Raw genomic sequence first — 18,769 nt, 5'->3', positions numbered from 1 at the left:
GAAGGGCCATGACCACCACCGAGACCAGGGCCGCGTCGACGCTGAGCCCCGCGCGGCTCGCCGCGCTCCGCCCCCACGTCGTCAACCTGCAGGACGGGCGCCTCGCCGCGCGCGGCGCGCGAGCACCGAAGACCGTCGGCGAGTACCGCTCGACCGAGGCCGACGTGCGGGAGATCTTCCGCACGCATCTCCCGGCCTTCATCGAGGAGCACCGGCCCGGTCCCGTCCCGATCGTGCTGTGGGCGCACGGCGGCCTCGTCGACAAGGACGCGGGCTTCGCGATCGCCGAGCAGCAGGTCGACTGGTGGAAGCGCAACGGCGTCTACCCCATCCACTTCGTGTGGGAGACCGGCATCTGGTCGGCCGTCGGGGACTCGCTCTCCCGATGGGCGAGCGGCGGGCGCCGCGGATGGCTCGACGACGCGCGCGACAACTTCATCGAGGTCGCGGCACGGCTGCTCGGCGGCCCCGGGATCTGGAACGACATGAAGGTCGACGCGGCCGCGGCCTCCGCTGCCGACGGCGGCGCCCGCGTGGTCGCCGGGGAGCTCGGCCGGTTCGTCGCGGCGAACCCCAACACGGTTTCGGTGCACGCGGTCGGCCACAGCGCCGGCTCGATCTTCCACTCGCACTTCCTGCCGGTCGCGCTCGACGAGGGCGTGCCGCGGTTCGAGACGGTGTCGTTCCTCGCCCCAGCGGTGCGGATCGACACGTTCACCGAGAAGCTGCTGGACCGGGCGAAGGATGGCGCGATCGAGCGCCTCGCGGTCTTCAACATGGACGACGAGACCGAACAGGCCGACACGTGCGTGGGGCTCTACGGCAAGTCGCTGCTGTACCTCGTGTCGCGTTCGTTCGAGTCCTCGAAGGACACGCCGATCCTCGGCCTCGAGAAGGACATCGCCCGGACCCGTGCCGTCGCCGCGTTCATCACCCGGCCGCCCGCGACGGACGGCGAGCTCGTGCTCGCGCCGCGCGACCGCGGACCGAGGTCGGGTAGCGGGAGCCGCTCGCACGGCGGCTTCGACAACGACATCGCCACCATGGACAGCGTGCTGCGGCGCGTCACGGGCCGGGCCGACGTCGACTCATTCGGCACGGTCGCGGGCTCCCGCGAGATCCTCCTCCCCGAGTCGGTCGTCGACGACCCCGCCGCGACGAGCCGCGCGGGCCGCTCGAACCGGCGCGCGCTCTGCATCGGCATCGACGACTACCCGACGCCGCGCGACCGGCTGCGCGGCTGCGTCGCCGACGCGACGATGTGGCGCGAGGCATTCGAGGCGCGCGAGTTCGACGTCACCTCGCTCACCAACGAGCAGGCCACCCGCGAGGCGATCCTCACCGCCATCCTCGACCTGGTGAGCGAGGCCGCCCCCGGCGACGTGCTCGCGGTCCAGTACTCGGGCCACGGCACGACCGCGCCCGACCTCGACGGCGACGAGACCGCCGGCGAGGAGAACGAGGACGAGGCCCTCTGCCCGGTCGACTTCCGCGACGGCGCGCTGATCCTCGACGACGACCTCGCCCGCATCTGGGAGGTGATCCCGAGCGGCGTGAGCCTGACCCTGTTCTTCGACTGCTGCCACTCGGGCGAGGCCAACCGCGCGCCCGCGGAAGGACTGCCCGACGACGCGCTCGCCCGCTGGGTGGACCTCGACGAGGCGGCCGTCGCGGCGTTCCGTCGCCGACGGGGCACCGAGGCCGCGACGCCCGAGCGCGCCGAGGCGCTGCAGGCCGTGCGCGCCGCCGAGCGTCGGACCCGGACCGCCCGGCGGTCGCCGCGCACAGGCCGCGAGTTCCTGTTCAGCGCCTGCCGCTCGACCGAGGTCGCGTGGGAGTCGGCCGGCCACGGCGACTTCACGCGTATCGCCGCACCGCTGCTGGCCGCGCCGACCTCGGCCGGCCTGCGCAACCGCGAGTTCCACCATGCGGTGCTCGAGGCCTTCGGCGACCAGCGCCGGCAGACACCCGAGATCCACGGCAGCGACGTCCTCGCCGGGCGCGTGCTGCTCGGGCCGGCGCGGCGCAGCAAGGAGGCCGAGCCCGAACCGGGGTCGGACGCGGCGGGACCGGGATCGGCCGCGGCGGGGCCGGCCACCCTGCGGCCGAGCACACCGTCCGCGGCGGCGGACCGGCGCACGGCCGCGGTGGCGGCGCTGCTGCGCGCCGTCGCCGACGTGCTGGAGGCGTGACCCCGCCGGAACGGGCGCACACCGCGTCGGCGGATCAGGCGAGGCGGGCCCGGAAGCAGCGCGTCACGTACGGGATCGCGAGCTCCTCGGCGCCCGCCACGTCGGGGTGCGCGGCCAGCAGGGTCTCGAGCGCGGCGATCACGGACCGCTGCTCGGCCGGCGGCGCGGTGATGAAGTAGCTGCGCGAACGCACCAGGTCCAGGAACCTCGCGCGCGACATCCGCTCGACCCAGTCGACCCGGCGCTCCTCGATCGGCCCGAACGGCCGGCCGACCCGCACGTAGTCCTCGAACGCCGCCGACGCGTCGTGACGCTCGTGCATGATCGCCCCGGCCTCGCGGAGCCAGGCCACCGACGTGTCGCGGGTGTTCCACACGATGCCGAGCGTGCCGCCGGGGCGGAGCACCCGCGCGATCTCGGGCACGGCGCGTTCGCGCTGGAACCAGTGCCACGCCTGACCGGCGACCACGGCGTCGACCGAGGCGTCCTCGACCGGGATGTCCTCGGCGGTGCCGAGGATGCGCGGCACGCCCGGCACGCGCACCTCCAGTTCCTCGAGCATCTCCTCGACCGGGTCGACCGCGAGCACGTCGAGGTCGAGCGCGACGAGCGCCTCGGTGAGCTTGCCGGTGCCGGCGCCGAGGTCGAGCACGCGTCGCGCGTCGCCGACGAGCCACGCGACCGTCTCGACGGGGTACCCGGGCCGGGCGGCGCCGTAGACGGATGCCGCGGCACCGAAGGAGCGCGCCGAGCGAACGGTCTCGGGGTCGGACGGGTCCTTCACGAGGGCGCCGCGCTCAGGCGCGGGCTCGTGCTGCGGCTGCTCCACGGTGCCATTCCACGCCCGCGCCGTGTCATCCGTCAACCGCCCTCGGTCGGATCGGGCCGCGGATCGCCGACGCGCGGGGCGACGCGCCCGGCCGTGTCGGCGCCGCGTGCGACGATCCACCCGTGCCAGTGAGCTTCACCGCGATCGACTTCGAGACCGCCAACGCCTCCGCCGCCTCGGCATGCTCCGTCGGACTCGTGAAGGTCGTCGACGGCCGGGTGGTCGAGCGCGAGCACCGGTACATCCGGCCTCCGTTCCCGCACGACGAGTTCTCGGAGTGGAACGTGCGCATCCACGGCATCACTCGCGACATGGTCGCCGGTGCCGACGGCTGGGAGGTGCACCTGCCGTTCCTGCGCGAGTTCGCGGGCGCCGACTGGCTGGTGGCGCACAACGCCGGCTTCGACATGGGCGTGATCGTGAAGACCACCGAGGCGCACGGCCTCGCGGTGCCCGACTTCCGCTACCTCTGCAGCCTGCAGGTCGCACGGCGCACCTACCACCTCGACTCGTACCGGCTGCCCTCCGCGGCCATGGCGGCGGGCTTCGAGGACTTCTCGCACCACGACGCGCTGGCCGACGCCGAGGCGTGCGCCGCGATCGTCGTGCACGCGGCGAAGCGGCACGAGGCCGACGACCTCGAGCGGCTCGCGCACCTCACGCGCGTACGGGTCGGCGCCATCGGGGCGGCGGCGGCGCGGGAGCAGGCCGCCTCGCACGGGCCGATGGCGCTGCAGTAATCCGCCGCTGCGCCACGTGTGCGCCGTCTGCGCCAGCCGGGGTGGCGCGCAGCCCGCCGAAGTGGCGCAACGCGCGGTGCCTGTCCGCGGATGTCGGGGGCCGCTGCCACACTGACGGCATGGATCTCCTGCTGCTCGTCATCGGCCTCCTCGTCGGCGCCGCGCTCGGCGCGCTCGTCACGCACCTCGTGGCGTCGCGGCGCACGACCGAGGCCGGCGTGCCGGTCGAAGACCCGGCGCTCGTCGAGGCGCGTCATGAGCGGGCGCTCCTCGAGCTCCGCGCGGCGGCCGAGTCCGAGCGTGCGGCCGTGCTCGCCGAGCAGCACCAGGTGCAGGCGACGCTCCGCGCCGAGCTCGCGGCCGCCGACGCCGCGGCGGCGGGCCTGCGCGAGCAGCTCGAGCACCAGGTCCGCCAGCAGCGCGAGGCGCTCGAGCAGCAGCGCCTCGACCAGGCCGAGCGCAGCGAGCGCGAGCGTCGCGAGAGCGCCGTCCTGCAGGCGCTGAGCCCCGTGCGCGAGACGCTCGCGACCATGCAGCGCAAGGTCTCCGAGCTCGAGCAGCAGCGCAGCGAGCAGTACGGGTCGATCGCCGAGCAGCTCAAGCGCGCGCAGCTCTCCGACGCCGAGCTGCGCGCCACGACCGAGTCGCTCGCGAGCGCGCTCCGCAACAACAGCACCCGCGGGGTGTGGGGCGAGACGCAGCTGCGCCGGGTCGTCGAGGCGGCCGGGCTGATCAAGCACGTCGACTTCGGCGAGCAGCACCAGATCGCCACCGACCAGGGCCGGGGGCGCCCCGACCTCGTGGTGTACCTGCCGGGCGGCAAGTTCATCCCCCTCGACTCGAAGGTGCCGCTCGAGCACTACCTCGAGGCCTCGGCGATCCCCGAGACCGCGATCGGCGAGGAGGGCGCACGCCGCAAGTCGCTGATCGAGAAGCACGTGCGGGCCATGCGCTCGCACATCGATGCGCTGGGCAAGAAGGGCTACTGGCAGGGTCTCGAGTCGCCCGAGTTCGTCATCGCGTTCATCCCGAACGAGTCGCTGCTCTCGGCGGCGCTCGAGGCCGACGCGGGCCTGCTGAACTACGCGTTCGAACGCCGCGTCGCCCTCGCCTCGCCCGTCAACCTGTTCGCGGTGCTCAAGACCATCGACTACGCGTGGCAGCAGCAGGCGGTCTCCGACGAGGCGAAGAAGCTCTTCGACCTCGGCAACACGCTCTACCAGCGCATCGGCGTGCTCGCCGGCCACGCCGACTCGCTCCGCAAGGCGATCGAGCGCACCGTCGACAGCTACAACAAGTTCGCCAGCTCCCTCGAGTCGCGCGTGCTCGTGACGGCGCGCCAGTTCCCCGGCATCAACGAGACCAAGCTCTCGCTCGTCGCCGAGCCCACGCCGATCCACGAGTCGCCGCGCCGACTGTCATCGCCCGAACTGACCGACGACGTCGCCGCGCGTCCGCTCAGCCCGCGCACGGACGACGCGCCCGTGGTCGACCCGGCCGCCGGCGAGCTCGACGCGAACTCCGACCACGAGGCCGTCGAGCTCCCGATCGACGCGGCGTTCGACGGCGCCGACCTCGACGAGCACATCCGCACCGCGTCGTCCTAGCGCTGCGTGCCTCGCGTCGCGCGTCCCGCGTCCCGCGCGTAGCCACCGTCGCGCGTAGCGGGCGGGCCTCCGTCACGCGGTCTCGTTCGGCCGTTCTCGCGGCGGGTGCGGCTCGTCGACCGGAGCGGCGAACCCGGCCGCCGCCTCGGCGCCCGTCGTCTGGGTCGCATCCATGGCGCCGTCGTCGAGCGGATGCGCGAGCTCGTCGGCACCGAGTCGTGCTGCGGCGAGCGTGATCACCGCGAGCAGCGGCGGCACGAGCCCCGCGATGAGGAACGCCGGGGCGAGGCCCAGCCATTCGCCCACTGGGCCGGCGACCGCCATCGACAGCGGCATGAGCGCGAGCGACACGAAGAAGTCGAGGCTCGACACGCGGCCGAGCATCGCGGGCGGAACGCGACGCTGCAGCAGGGTGCCCCACACGACCTGCGCGGCGTCGAACAGGAAGCCGACGATGAACGTCGCGACCACCATGACCCACAGCCACGGCGTGACGCCGATGACGGCGAGCGGCACGCACCCGAACCCCCACGCGAGGATCATGAGCGTGAGGTAACGCCGCGGCAGCCGGAACGACGCCACGAGCAGCGAGCCCGCCGCACCGCCGAGTCCGAACGCGGCGAGCACCAGCGCGAACTCCCCCGCACCGCCGCCGGCCTGGTCGCGCACCGCGAACGGGATCAGCACCTCGATCGGACCGATGACGACCAGCACGAGCAGGATCGAGAACGCGAGGGTCGCGAACAGCCACCGCGTTCGCAGCAGGTACGCGAACCCGTCGCGGAGATCGACGAACATCTGCCGCACCGGGTGCGTCTGCTCCGCCTCGAGGTCGCGTCGCACCGCCGTCGTGCGCATCAGTCCGAGCCCGACGATCGCGACGACCTGCAGGGCGGCGACGACGAGGAAGGCCAGCCACGGCGCCTGCACCGCGATCAGCATGCTCGCGAGCGCCGGCCCGGCCGCGTTCTGGGCGACCGGTCGCAGCACGCCCTCGACGCCGTTCGCGGCGAGCAGCTGCTCGGCCGGCAGGAGCGCCGGCAGCCAGGCGGAGTACGCGGGATAGAAGAAGCCGTCGGCGACGCCGAGCACGAACGAGAGCACGGCGAGATGCCACACCTCGATCGCATCCGACGCGGCGAGCAGCCCCGCGATCGCGAACACCACGGAGCGCACCGCCTCGACGACGAGGAGGATGCGGCGCTGCGGCACCCGGTCGGCGACCACGCCGCCGACGAGCACCGCCGCGACGAGCCCGAGGCTCGCGCCGACCGCCACGATCGACAGGTCGATGGGCGAGCCGCCGAGCTCGATCACCTGCCAGGCGGCCGCGACGATCCAGGCGCCCGCCGACAGGAGCGACGCGGCAAGCGCCACCACGAGCAGGCGATACTGCGCGTCGCCGAACGGGCGCAGGGCCCGCGGCAGCCGCGTCTCGGAGCTCACCCGGCCAGTCTGGGCCATCCGACCGGCATCGGGCGAGCGGTTCCGCTCAGCGCAGGGTCAGCGGTCGCCTTCGTCGAGCCACTTCTCGACGAGGTGGTCGGCGATCACGCGACGGATGGTGCCCGACCGGCCGCGCAGCACGATGGACTCGGTGCGGATGATCGGGCCCTTCTTGCGCACGCCGTCGACGAGCTCGCCGTCGGTCACGCCCGTGGCGACGAAGAACGTGTTGTCGCTGCGCACCAGGTCGTCGAGCTCGTACACCTGGTCGCAGTCCAGCCCGGCGGCCTCGCCGCGGGCGCGCTCGGCGTCGTCCTTCGGGGCGAGGCGGCCCTGCATGAACCCGCCGAGCGCCTTGATCGCGCACGCCGTGGTGATGCCCTCGGGGCTGCCGCCGATGCCCACGCACATGTCGATCCGCGACTCGTACCGGGCCGCGTTGATGCCGCCCGCGACGTCGCCGTCGGAGATCAGCCGGGTGCCCGCGCCGGCCGCACGGATGTCGGCGATCAGCTGCTCGTGACGAGGCCGGTTCAGTACCGCGACCCGCAGCTCGCCGACGTCCTTGCCCTTCGCCTTCGCGAGCGCGCGCAGGTTGTCGCCGATCGGCTTGCGGATGTCGACGACGCCGATGCCCGCGGCATCCGTCACGATCTTGTCCATGTAGAAGACGGATGACGCGTCGAGCATCGTGCCGCGGTCGGCGACCGCGATCACCGACAGCGCATTCTGCCGCCCGGCGGCGGTCAGCGAGGTGCCGTCGATCGGATCGACCGCGATGTCGCACGCCGGGCCGCGCCCGTTGCCGACCTTCTCGCCGTTGAAGAGCATGGGCGCCTCGTCCTTCTCGCCCTCGCCGATCACCACGACGCCCTCGAAGTTGACCGTGCCCAGGAACGCGCGCATCGCGTCGACCGCGGCGCCGTCGGCGGCGAGCTTGTCACCCCGCCCGATCCAGGGGTACGAGCGGATGGCGGCCGCCTCGGTGGCACGCACCAGCTCGAGCGCGATGTTGCGATCGGGGTGCAGGTAGAGGCTTTCGGTGTCGGTGCTCACCATCGAGGTGTCCTCCAGAAGTTCGTGGGATCGGTTCGAGCCTACTGACGGCCACCGGCGGGAGCAGCCCAATGACGGCGTTACGGCGTGAAAGTTCGGGGATTCTTAACCATGGGCGACGACGGAAGGATGCCGGGAGGCGTTGCGTGCGGCGCGGCCTCCCGGCATCCTTCGCTGATGGCGTGTCGGCTCAGACCCCGACGGCGCTGACGATGCTCCACACGACGGCGACCAGCACGAAGCCGGCGATGCCGAGGGTGGTCGTGAGCAGCGTCCAGCTACGGAGGCCGTCGCGGACCGAGAGCCCGAGGTAGCGCGTGACGACCCAGAAGCCCGAGTCGTTCACGTGCGAGAGGCCGAGCGCGCCGAAGGCGATCGCGAGCGCGAGCAGCGCGACCTGCACGGTCGAGTAGCCGCCCTCGGTGATGCTCGCCGCGAGCAGGCCCGCAGTGGTGAGGATCGCAACGGTGGCCGAGCCCTGCGCGGCGCGCAGCGCGAGCGAGACGAGGAACGCCAGCACGAGCAGCGGCAGGCCGGTCGCGAGCAGCGTCTCGGAGAGCGCGGTGCCGATGCCCGACTCGGTGAGGATCTTGGCGAACGAGCCGCCGGCGCCGGTGACCAGGATGACCACCGCGGCCGGGCCGAGCGCCGACTCGAAGACCTCGGCGAGGTGCGCGGCGCTCCAGCCGCGGCGCGTGCCGAGCAGGTAGCCGGCGAGCAGCACGGTGACGAGCAGGGCGAAGATGGGCGCGCCGATGAAGCCGAGCACGTCGCGCACCGGGTCGCCGGCGGGCAGCACGGTCGCACCGACCGTGCCGAGGCCGATCATGATGAGCGGGGTGACGATGAGGCCCACGATCATGCCCGCGCTCGGCGGAGCCTCGGTGCGCGTGAGCAGGGCGGTCGCGCCGGTGGGAGCGAGGCCGCGGCCCGAGCGGCCGGTGCCGCCGGAGCCGCCCGCGCCGTTGCCGCCGCGCTCGGCGCCGAAGGCGTGGAACGCCTCGGCCGTCGCCGGCAGCATCGGGTAGTCGCGGCGGTTCAGCCACTTCGACATGAAGTGCGAGAGCACGCCCAGCGGGATGGTGATCGCGAGGCCGATGAGGGTGATCCAGCCGAGGTCGGCGCCGAGCAGCGCGGCGCCGCCGACGATGCCGGGGTGCGGGGGGATCGAGACGTGCACGGCGAGCATGATGCCCGCGATCGGCAGGCCGAACTTGACCGGGTCGACGTCGGCGAGCTTGGCGAAGCCGTAGATGATCGGCACGAGCACGATGAACCCGACGTCGAAGAACACCGGGATGGCGAGCACGAGCGCCGCGGCGGTGAGCGCGCCCGCGATGCGCTTGGGTCCGAGGATCTTCGTGAAGCGGCCGGCGAGGCTCTCCGCGCCGCCGGAGAGCTCGATGATCTTGCCGAGCATCGCGCCGAGCGCGACGAGGATCGCGACCGAGCCGAGCGTGCCGCCCATTCCGGCGATGATCGCCGGGATGATGCCGAGCTGCTCGGGCTGGTCGTCGGTCGCCGGGATCGTGGCGAGCGGCAGGCCGGCCGCGAGCCCGACGAGCACGCTGACGATGAGCAGCGCGAGGAAGGCGTGGACCTTGAACCTGATGATGAGCAGCAGGAGGAGGCCGATGCCTCCCGCCGCGATGGCCAGCAGGGCGATCGTCGACATGATGTCTCCTTTGACGTTGAGGGTAGTCGGGTGGGATGGGAGGGGTCAGCGGGTGCGGCGCTCCGGCGCGACCGCGCGGACGACCGCGGAGTCGTCGGCGGCGCCGAGTCCCTGGGCCTGGCCGATGAGGTAGAGCTGCTCGGCGGCGGATGCCACGGGGGTGGCCAGGCCAGCGGCGCGGGCGGCCTTGCCGACGATGCCCATGTCCTTGACGAAGATGTCGAGGCGGCTCAGCACCTCGGCGCCGTCCTCGTCGTAGGCCTGCAGCACGCGCGGGCCGCGATTGCCGAGCATGAAGGAGCCGGCGGCGCCGGCCTGGAGCGCATCGAGGGTCTTCTCGAGGTCGAGCCCGAGCGCATCGGCCAGCGCCAGCGCCTCGGCGGCCGCGGCGATGTGCACACCGCAGAGGAGCTGGTTCACGGTCTTCAGCGCCTGGCCGTCGCCCGGCTTGTCGCCGACGACGGTGAGCGTGGAGGCGAGCAGCTCGAGCACGGGTCGGGCCTTCTCGAGCGCAGCCGGCGCGGCGCCGACGACGATGAGCAGGTCGCCGTCGCCGGCGCGGACCGGGCCGCCCGACAGCGGCGCGTCGACGAGGTCGACGCCGTGGGCGGCGAGCCGGTCGACGACGGCGGGGATGCCGTCGGTGCCGACGGTGCTCGTGAGGATCACGACGGCACCGGGTGCGAGCGCCTCGGCGATGCCGGTGCCCGCGGCGAAGAGCACGTCGTCGAGCTGGGCGGCGTCGCGCACGGCGAGCAGCACGGCGTCAGCGCCGGCGACGGCCTCGCGGGCCGATCCGAACGGGGTGACGCCGGCGGCGGCGGCGAGCTCGAGGCGGGGCTCGGCGATGTCGAAGCCGTGGACGGCGAGTCCGGTGGTCAGGCGCGTGGCCATGGGCAGGCCCATGGCGCCGAGGCCGAGCACGGCGACGGTGGCCGAGCGGGTGGCGGTTGCGGTGGCGGTCATGTCGATCTTCCTTGGTCGAGGGTCGGGGGTTCGAGGTTGTCGGGGGCCGTTGTCCGACGGCGGCTTCAGGCGGCGCTGAGCACGTCGACGACGTCGGCGAGCGAGTCGTCGTCGCCGACGTTGCCGGCGAAGACGATGTAGGGGATGCCGGCGGCGGGGCCGTCCGCGGGCTCCCAGAGCGAGACGATGCCGGGCAGCATCGGCCCGCGGACGGTGGCGTGGCGGATGCCGAGGCCATGCGCGGCGACGTCGCTCGAGGTGATGCCGCCCTTCGCGATGACGTAGCGCGGGGCGCGGAGCGCGAGCGTGCGCTGCACGACGTCGACGACGGCGGCCGAGACGCGCCGCGAGATGTCGAGGCTCTCGTCGGGGTCGTCGGTCTTCACGAGGGTGCGGCTCGTGTGCACGATCACGTCGCCCGTCTCGAGCGCGGCGGCGATCCCGGCGGCGACGTCGGCGAGGTGCGCGTCGGCGCCCTCGGGCGCGATGATGCGGTCGACGTCGAGCTCGAATGTGACGGCGCCCGGGCGCTCGCGACGCAGCGCGGCCAGCTGCCGCGAGGTGAGGCCGACGTGCGAGCCCACGACGACGAGGCCGCCGGCGGTCGCGGGCGGCCGCTCGCCGAAGATCTCGGGTGCGGTGAGCGGATGGCGCTGCTGCTGCCCGATGCGGGCCCGCACGAACGGCGGGCCGACGCGGTAGAGGAAGTGCTTGCCGGCGCGCTCGGCCAGTTCGAGCCCCAGGGCAAGCAGCCGAAGGTCGTCCTCGGTCACGGCGTCGGCGACGACGGGCCGGCGGGCGGATGCCGCGGCGAGCGCCTCGGCGACGGCCTCGGCACCGGCGCGGATGACGCCGAGGTCGAGCACGATGACGTCCTCGGCGCGGTGGCGGCCGCCGGTCTTCTCCTCGACCCAGCGCGCGAGCTCGGACTCGGCGTAGCCGAACGTGGAGTCGCGCGCGAACTCGGTCTCGGCGACCGGGGTGAGCGTGCTGGCGCCGCGCATGTAGTGCACGCCGCCGATCGTGACGCGCCCGGCATCGGGGAACGCGGGCACGATCACCACGCCGTCGACCTCGCCCGCACCGGCGGCCGCGAGCTCGTCGGCGATCACGTCGGTCTCGAGCGGGAAGTGCCCGCGGAGCGTCGAGTCGCCGCGGCTGACGAACCCGAGCGGCCGACCGGATGCCGCGGCGAGCGCGTTGCGCACGACCTGGCGGTTGCGCTCGGCCGTCGCGGCGGGGTCGAGGCTTCGCGTGTTGGTGAGGACGTAGACGGCCGGGGCGTCCTGCGCGATGGCCCAGGCGAGGTCGGCGACCTCCCAGCTGGTGAGCACGGGCAGGCCGGCGACGGACTGGGTGCCGGTGGGGTCGTCGTCCAGGACGACGAGCGTGCGGGGCGCTGCGGCGACTGCCTCGGCGACGCGTGCGGCGGGCACCTCGACGGGGGCCGGGAAGGCCGCGAGCAGGTCGCGTTCGTTCACGGTGGCTACTCCTTCGTATCCGCAGACCGGCTCATCCGCCCGTCTGCTATCTGCTGTCATACAGGTTAGCGCGCGAAGAGCGGATGTCAAGTGCCGGCGGATCAGGTCAGGCCGATGCGTCGGCGCGCGCGTCGAGCACGTAGTGCCGGAGGTCGTCCATCGTCTGGTCCATGTGCCGATCCATGGCGCGCCGGGCGGTCTCGGCCTCGCCCGTGCGGAGCGCCTCGAGCACCGAGGCGTGCTCCTCGATCGCGTGCGCCTGGATGTCGGGCACGCGCGAGGTCTGGGCGCGCCGCTCCGCGAGCACGCGCGTGAGCGGCTCGAACAGCACGCGCAGGAACACGTTGCCGCTCGCGCGGAGGATGACGTCATGGAACGCGAGGTCGGCGCGCACGAACGCGTCGACGTCGTCGCGCGCGCTCGACTCGCGCATCTCCTCGACGTACGTCGCGAGCTGCGCGAGGTCGTCGTCGCTCCGGCGGGTCGCCGCGAGCGCCGCCGCACCGGTCTCGAGCATCCGACGCACCTCGATGAGCTGCACCGCCACGTCGTCGTCGCGGCCGCCCGCCGAGGTGATGCGCAGCACCGCATCGAGCGAGACCCACTCGCCCACCGGCTGCACGTAGCTGCCTCGGCCGTTCTCGACGCGGATGACGCCCTGCGCCTGCAGCGTCTTGATCGCCTCGCGCACCGTGATTCGGCTGACATCGTGGATCGCGCCGAGCTCGGCCTCGCTCGGCAGGGCGTCGCCGGGCGCGAGGTCGCCGCGCACGATGTCGTCGAGGACGGCATCGGCGACGGTGGCGACGAGCGACTTGCGCGGCATGCGACTCCGATCAGCTGGCTGCTCTCCGACAGGTTAGCTTCCAGACTAGCTTCGGAACGCCTCCGCCGACCCGAGGCGACTATGCCGTCCCGGCGGACCCTCGCTCGGCTTCCTCGATCGCCGCCGGCCCGGACGCGCTTCGTGCGCCCAGCACGACGGCCAGTATGCCGAGAACCAGAATGACGCCGGGGATCACCACCGGAAGCGCGAAGATGATCTCCAGACTGACCACTTCGTAGTACCAGGTCGTTGCACCGTAGAAGAACTGGAAGACCTCCGCGAGTTCCGTCAGCGTCGCCACGGTGAATGCCCAGAGGGGGACCTGTCGCCAGACGGGCGGAAGCACCCGAGCACGGAGGATCGCGATGACCGCCACGAGACCGGACACGAACGCGACCAGTTGCACGAGGAAGAACAGGGCGATCCCGGGCACCGGCCCACCCGGTACGAAGGAGAACGCGACGATGAGCAGCCACGGAGCGATCGCGAAGGTGATCAGCGACGCGACCCCGACCGGCCGTCGCGCGACGATGCTGCCGGCTCGCCCGACCCCCAGCGCGAACACCGTGAGCGCCGCCGCGAAGAGTACCGCCGCCACCCACACCGTGGGGACGGCGCCCACGCCGGAGTACAGCGCGCGCAGGACCTCCGTGACGCCGCATGCGATGAGGAGCCCACCCCCGGTGAAGAGGGTTGCCCGGAGCGCACGGCCCGATTCGGGTGAGTCCGGAGGTGACATGGCGAGATGATAGCGGCCGGCACGCCCGGTGCCGCGGATGTGCCGGGCGACGCGCCGCCGACATGCCGGGCGGCGCGAACGCCCTCAGTCACAGAACGCGTCCGAGAGGGCGACGCGCCACGACTGCCCCGGCTCCAGCCGGGCATCCGAACCGAGGTCGCACGGAGTCACCGCGGTGAGAAACACGGCGACGCGGTCGCCGCAGAGTTCGTCGAATCCATGGACCCGGCCGAGCGGGACGCCGTCCGCGGCGAGCCGTTCGGACTCCACCGCCGACTGGGGCGCCAGCCTGGCCTGCATCCATCCCCCGAGGGCACGCACGGCCGCGGCCGTGAGCACGCCCTCGGGCGCCCCGCCGATGCCGATCACCAGGTCGAGGCTGCCGTCGCCTCGCGCGGCGCGAAGGCATCGCTCGACGTCGCCGTGGACGAATCGCTCCACCAGTGCACCGGTCGCCTCAGCAGCATCCGCCACCGCCGCATTCCGGGGTCGGTCCTGGATCGCGACCCGCACCTGCCCGACGGGAACACCGCGGTGCTTCGAGATCCGCGCGATCGCCTCGCGCACCGGCGCGTCGATTTCGAGCCCCGGCACGTGCGAGACGAGCTTGGCCATGTAGTGCGCGTGCCCGATGTCGAGGAACGCGCCGCGCGGCGCGACGGCCATGATCGCCATCGCGCCGGGGAGCCCGGCCGCGGCGAGGCTCGTGCCGTCCACGGGGTCGACCGCGATGTCGATCGCCGGGCCCACGCCCGTGCCGAACCGCTCCCCCAGGTGCAGCATCGGCGCGTCGTCCTTCTCGCCCTCGCCGACCACGACTCGGCCGTCGGCCGCGATCGTGGCGAGCGCCGCGCGCATCGCCGCGACCGCGGCGCCGTCCACGGCGTCGCGATCCCCGCTCCCGACGAGCGGCACGGCCGCGAGGGCCGCCAGGCGTGTCGCCTCCGCGAGTCCGACGGCGAGCGGATGGTCATCGAGCGGCAGAGCAGGCACGGGTCCATCGTGCCCGATCGCGTCCGCGACATCCGCCCCCACCTGAGGCTCGCTCGACACGTCGCTAGACTCGTGCGCAACCCACGACTTTTCGAAGGAGCAAGGTATGCCCATCGCAACCCCCGAGCAGTACGCGCAGATGCTCGACACCGCCAAGGCCCAGGGCTTCGCGTTCCCGGCGTTCAACGTGTCGAGCTCGCAGACCCTCAACGCGGTGCTGCAGGGCCTCGCCGAGGCCGGCTCCGACGGCATCATCCAGGTCACCACGGGCGGCGCCGACTACTTCGCCGGCCACACCGTCAAGGCCCGCGCGGCCGGTGCGCTCGCGTTCGCGAAGTTCGCGCACGAGGTCGCCAAGTCCTACCCGATCACGGTCGCGCTGCACACCGACCACTGCCCGAAGGACGCGCTCGACGGCTTCGTCTACCCGCTCATCGCCGCCTCCGAGGAGGAGGTCAAGGCGGGCCGCAACCCGATCTTCCAGTCGCACATGTGGGACGGCTCGGCCGTGCCGCTCGACGAGAACCTCGAGATCGCGAAGGACATCCTGCCCAAGCTCCGCAACATCAACGCGATCCTCGAGGTCGAGATCGGCGTCGTCGGCGGCGAGGAGGACGGCGTCAAGCACGAGGGCTCGAACGAGGCGCTCTACACGACCCTGAACGACGCGATCGCGGCGGTCGAGGCGCTCGGTCTCGGCGAGCAGGGCCGCTACATGGCCGCCCTCACGTTCGGCAACGTGCACGGCGTCTACGCGCCCGGCAACGTCAAGCTCCGCCCGTCACTCCTCAAGGAGATCCAGGACGGCCTCGCGGCCAAGTACGGCACCGGCGAGAAGCCGCTCGACCTGGTCTTCCACGGCGGCTCGGGCTCGACCGACGCCGAGATCGCCGAGGCGGTCGCCAACGGCGTCGTGAAGATGAACATCGACACCGACACGCAGTACGCGTTCACGCGCTCGATCGCCGGCTACATGTTCCAGAACTACGACGGCGTGCTGAAGGTCGACGGCTCGGTCGGCAACAAGAAGCAGTACGACCCGCGCGCGTGGGGCAAGGTCGCCGAGACGGCGATGGCCGTTCGCGTCGGCGAGTCGACCCGCCAGCTCGGCTCGGCCGGCAAGTCGATCACGGCGTAGGGCACCGGATGTCGCAGGACGAGGCCGCTCGGAACGGGACGCAGGGGCCGGCCGACGGTGCCGCGCCGCCGCCGCGCGACGAGCGGCCTCGCCCGCGCTACGGCGAGTACGCGCCCGAGGGCTGGTCGTGGCAGCCGCCGGCCGACGAGCGGGCGGATGCTGCGGCATCCGCCCCGCACCCGGCACCGCCGCCCGCAGCCCCGCCCGCGCCTGCGCCGCCGCAGGCACCGGCGACCGCGGACACCGCGGCCGCCCCGCGCACCGTCGATCGCTTCTTCACGATCCTGCTGCTCGCGATCGGCGCGGTCGGCGCGTGGAACACCTCGGTGAGCCTGCAGCAGTTGCCGGCCGCCATCCAGACCGTGTACTCGCAGCAGGGCGTCGGCACCTACACGCCGCAGGAGTGGCTGCCGACCCTCGCGACGGTCGGCTCGGTCGTCATGCTCGGGCTCTACGCGGCCGTGCTGGGCTGGGCGATCGCGCGCATGCGCGCACGCAAGCCGGCGTTCTGGGTGCCGCTCGTGGGCGGGGCCGTCGCGATCGTCGCCACGATCGTCATCACCTCGATCGTCTTCCTCACCGACCCGACGTTCGTCTCGTACGTCGAGCAGATCTCGGGCGTCTGAACCGTCGCGTCGACGCGGTGCCGCAGCGCCGCTCGGGCGCGCGCGGCGCCGCTCAGGCCTGGGCTGCGGCGCGGTTCCGGCCGCCGAGCGCCCGCTGTTCGCGGTTGCCCTGCAGGTCCTTGCGGAGCTCCTTGGGCAGGGAGAACATCAGGTCCTCCTCGGCCGTCTTGACCTCGGCGACCTCGCCGTACCCGGCGTCGGCGAGCTCGAGCAGGACCTCCTTGACGAGGCCCTCGGGCACCGACGCGCCGCTCGTGACGCCGACCGTCTCGGCGCCCTCGAGCCACTCCTGCTGGATCTCGGTCGAGTAGTCGACCCGGTAGGCGCGCTTCGCGCCGTACTCGAGCGCGACCTCGACGAGGCGCACGCTGTTCGACGAGTTCGCCGAGCCGACGACGATGACGACGTCGGCGTCGCGGGCGACCTTCTTGATGGCGACCTGGCGGTTCTGGGTGGCGTAGCAGATGTCGTCGGAGGGCGGGTCCTGCAGATTCGGGAACCGCTCGCGCAGGCGCCGCACGGTCTCCATCGTCTCGTCGACCGACAGGGTGGTCTGCGAGAGCCACACGACCTTGTCGGGGTCGCGCACCTCGATGTTCGGCACGTCGTCGGGGCTGTTGACGAGCGTGACGTGGTCGGGCGCCTCGCCTGCGGTGCCCTCGACCTCCTCGTGGCCCTCGTGGCCGATGAGCAGGATCTCGAAGTCGTCGCGCGCGAAGCGCACGGCCTCGCGGTGCACCTTCGTCACGAGCGGGCAGGTCGCGTCGATCGCATGCAGGCCGCGCTCGGCCGCCGAATTGACCACGGCGGGCGAGACCCCGTGCGCGCTGAAGACGACGTGGGCGCCCTCGGGCACCTCGTCGACCTCCTCGACGAAGATCGCGCCCTGCTTCTCGAGCTCGGTCACCACGTGGATGTTGTGAACGATCTGCTTGCGCACGTAGACCGGCGCGCCGTAGTGCTCGAGCGCCTTCTCGACCGCGATCACGGCGCGGTCGACGCCCGCGCAGTAGCCGCGTGGCGCCGCCAGCAGCACCTTCTTGGGTCCTTGCACCGGGATATCCTTGAGCCGGCCGCGCACGCTCGGGATCCGAGGCATGCCGAGGTCGATTCGCGGGGCATCCGTCAAGCTCGTCACGGGTGCCATCCTACGCGGGCGCAGATGGCGAGCGGCTGGGAGGCGTATGGCCGAGGGCCCCACGACCCGCGAGACCCCGTGGTCCGTCTCGATGCTCTCGGGCAAGCTCAAGGAGTACCTCGACCGGCTCGGCACGGTGTGGATCGAGGGTGAGATCACCCAGTGGGGCGTGTCGGCCGGCAACGTCTACGGCAAGCTGAGGGACCTCGAGGCCGACGCCACGGTCTCGTTCTCGATCTGGTCGTCGACGCGTGCGAAGCTCACCGAGCAGTTCAAGGCGGGCGACCACGTGGTGGCGCTCGTCAAGCCCAACTGGTGGGTCAAGGGCGGCTCGCTCACCATGCAGGTGTTCGACGTGCGCCACGTCGGGCTCGGCGACCTGCTCGAGCGGCTCGAGCGGCTGCGCGCCCAGCTCGCCGCCGAGGGCCTGTTCGAGGCCGCGCGCAAGCGCCCGTTGCCGTTCCTGCCGCAGGTCGTCGGCCTCGTCACCGGCAAGGACAGCGACGCCGAGAAGGACGTGCTGCGCAACGCCCGCCTCCGCTGGCCCGCCGTCGAGTTCCGCACGGCGTACGCGGCCGTGCAGGGCGACCGGTGCGCGATCGAGGTGGTCCGCGCCATCCGGCGCCTCGATGCCGACCCCGAGGTCGAGGTCATCATCGTCGCCCGCGGCGGCGGCGACTTCCAGAACCTGCTGGGCTTCAGCGACGAGCGCGTCGTGCGGGCCGCGGCGGCAGCATCCACCCCCATCGTCAGCGCGATCGGGCACGAGGCCGACCGCCCGCTGCTCGACGAGGTCGCCGACCTCCGGGCGTCGACGCCGACGGATGCCGCGAAGCGCGTGGTCCCCGATGTCGCCGAGGAGCTCATCCGCGTCGAGCAGGCGCGCGCCCGCGTCCGCATGCGGGTGACCACGCTCGTGACGCACGAGATCGACCGGATCGGGCACCTGCGCACCCGGCCCGCACTGGCCGACTCCACCTGGATCGTCGACCGCCGCGCCGAGGAGGTCACGCGCTGGGTCGCGCGCGGGGCCGAGCTCGCCGAGCGCGCGATCGAGCGCGCCGCCGTGCGCACCGCGGAGCTCCGCTCGCAGCTTCGCGCCCTCTCGCCGCTCGCGACGCTGCAGCGCGGGTACGCGATCGTGCAGCGCGAGCACGACGGCGTGCTGACCCGGCCCGACCAGGCGCCCGAGGGCACCGCGCTGCGCATCACGCTCGCCGAGGGCCGTCTCGCGGCGACATCTCGGGGTGCTGTCGGCGACGCCGAATAGAATGCCCTCCATGCCCACCACTCCCCCGGATGTCGCCGAGCTCAGCT

Annotated in this window: 15 protein-coding genes and 1 pseudogene; 6 read left to right on the top strand and 10 right to left on the bottom strand. The window is 72.8% G+C overall.

The features are described from left to right. Window positions 1-8: 8 nt before the first annotated feature. Window positions 9-2,192, top strand: coding sequence for a caspase family protein (locus AC3RKB_RS14410; protein WP_491436951.1), 2,184 nt, complete (start codon window positions 9-11; stop codon window positions 2,190-2,192). A 34-nt stretch (window positions 2,193-2,226) separates the two neighbouring features. Here the strand turns inward: AC3RKB_RS14410 and AC3RKB_RS14405 are convergent, their stop codons facing one another. After that, complete coding sequence (locus tag AC3RKB_RS14405; protein ID WP_491436950.1) at window positions 2,227-3,021, bottom strand: class I SAM-dependent methyltransferase; 795 nt, start codon at window positions 3,019-3,021, stop codon at window positions 2,227-2,229. A gap of 122 nt (window positions 3,022-3,143) precedes the next feature. On the opposite strand from AC3RKB_RS14405, the gene AC3RKB_RS14400 reads away from it, so the two are divergent. Then, a complete protein-coding gene (locus AC3RKB_RS14400; protein WP_491436949.1) occupies window positions 3,144-3,761 on the top strand; it encodes an exonuclease domain-containing protein in 618 nt (205 codons plus the stop codon). 119 nt (window positions 3,762-3,880) lie between these two features. Next, window positions 3,881-5,368 (top strand): DNA recombination protein RmuC, encoded by a 1,488-nt coding sequence (locus AC3RKB_RS14395; RefSeq protein ID WP_491436948.1) that lies wholly within the window; start codon window positions 3,881-3,883, stop codon window positions 5,366-5,368. A 72-nt stretch (window positions 5,369-5,440) separates the two neighbouring features. Here AC3RKB_RS14395 and AC3RKB_RS14390 read toward each other — a convergent pair whose 3' ends face one another. The 8 genes from AC3RKB_RS14390 to AC3RKB_RS14355 all read right to left on the bottom strand — a co-directional run bounded on the left by AC3RKB_RS14390 (window position 5,441) and on the right by AC3RKB_RS14355 (window position 14,550). Further along, window positions 5,441-6,814, bottom strand: a complete 1,374-nt coding sequence (locus AC3RKB_RS14390; protein ID WP_491436947.1) for an MFS transporter — start codon at window positions 6,812-6,814, stop codon at window positions 5,441-5,443. 57 nt (window positions 6,815-6,871) lie between these two features. Then, complete coding sequence (gene glpX / locus AC3RKB_RS14385; RefSeq protein WP_491436946.1) at window positions 6,872-7,873, bottom strand: class II fructose-bisphosphatase; 1,002 nt, start codon at window positions 7,871-7,873, stop codon at window positions 6,872-6,874. A gap of 187 nt (window positions 7,874-8,060) precedes the next feature. Further along, window positions 8,061-9,545 carry a GntP family transporter gene (locus tag AC3RKB_RS14380; RefSeq protein ID WP_491436945.1) on the bottom strand — a complete coding sequence of 495 codons (1,485 nt, stop codon included), beginning with the start codon at window positions 9,543-9,545 and terminating at the stop codon, window positions 8,061-8,063. A 45-nt stretch (window positions 9,546-9,590) separates the two neighbouring features. Further along, window positions 9,591-10,511 (bottom strand): NAD(P)-dependent oxidoreductase, encoded by a 921-nt coding sequence (locus AC3RKB_RS14375; RefSeq protein WP_491436944.1) that lies wholly within the window; start codon window positions 10,509-10,511, stop codon window positions 9,591-9,593. Window positions 10,512-10,576: 65 nt separating this feature from the next. Beyond that, complete coding sequence (locus AC3RKB_RS14370) at window positions 10,577-12,052, bottom strand: four-carbon acid sugar kinase family protein (RefSeq protein WP_491436943.1); 1,476 nt, start codon at window positions 12,050-12,052, stop codon at window positions 10,577-10,579. 46 nt (window positions 12,053-12,098) lie between these two features. After that, entirely contained in the window at window positions 12,099-12,818 is a 720-nt protein-coding gene (locus AC3RKB_RS14365) for a FadR/GntR family transcriptional regulator (RefSeq protein ID WP_491436942.1), read from the bottom strand. 79 nt (window positions 12,819-12,897) lie between these two features. Continuing rightward, window positions 12,898-13,557: a hypothetical protein gene (locus tag AC3RKB_RS14360; RefSeq protein WP_491436941.1), complete on the bottom strand. Its 660-nt coding sequence runs from the start codon at window positions 13,555-13,557 to the stop codon at window positions 12,898-12,900. A gap of 84 nt (window positions 13,558-13,641) precedes the next feature. Continuing rightward, on the bottom strand, window positions 13,642-14,550 hold the full coding sequence (locus AC3RKB_RS14355; RefSeq protein ID WP_491436940.1) for a fructose-bisphosphatase class II: 909 nt from the start codon (window positions 14,548-14,550) through the stop codon (window positions 13,642-13,644). Between the two features lie 106 nt (window positions 14,551-14,656). Between AC3RKB_RS14355 and fbaA the strand changes: the two genes are divergently transcribed. Beyond that, window positions 14,657-15,688: a class II fructose-bisphosphate aldolase gene (fbaA, locus tag AC3RKB_RS14350; protein ID WP_491436939.1), complete on the top strand. Its 1,032-nt coding sequence runs from the start codon at window positions 14,657-14,659 to the stop codon at window positions 15,686-15,688. Window positions 15,689-15,696: 8 nt separating this feature from the next. Then, on the top strand, window positions 15,697-16,314 hold the full coding sequence (locus AC3RKB_RS14345; RefSeq protein ID WP_491436938.1) for a DUF6264 family protein: 618 nt from the start codon (window positions 15,697-15,699) through the stop codon (window positions 16,312-16,314). 52 nt (window positions 16,315-16,366) lie between these two features. On the opposite strand, the gene AC3RKB_RS14340 is transcribed toward AC3RKB_RS14345, so the two are convergent. Beyond that, window positions 16,367-17,413 (bottom strand): 4-hydroxy-3-methylbut-2-enyl diphosphate reductase, encoded by a 1,047-nt coding sequence (locus tag AC3RKB_RS14340; protein ID WP_491437850.1) that lies wholly within the window; start codon window positions 17,411-17,413, stop codon window positions 16,367-16,369. A gap of 85 nt (window positions 17,414-17,498) precedes the next feature. Here AC3RKB_RS14340 and xseA point away from each other — a divergent pair. Beyond that, window positions 17,499-18,768, top strand: a pseudogene (xseA, locus tag AC3RKB_RS14335) (exodeoxyribonuclease VII large subunit); the annotation flags it as partial. Window position 18,769: the final 1 nt, after the last annotated feature.

Source organism: Agromyces capsici (assembly GCF_058349965.1).
Note: the sequence above shows the minus strand (reverse complement) of the source record. Positions and strands in the feature narration are given on the sequence as shown.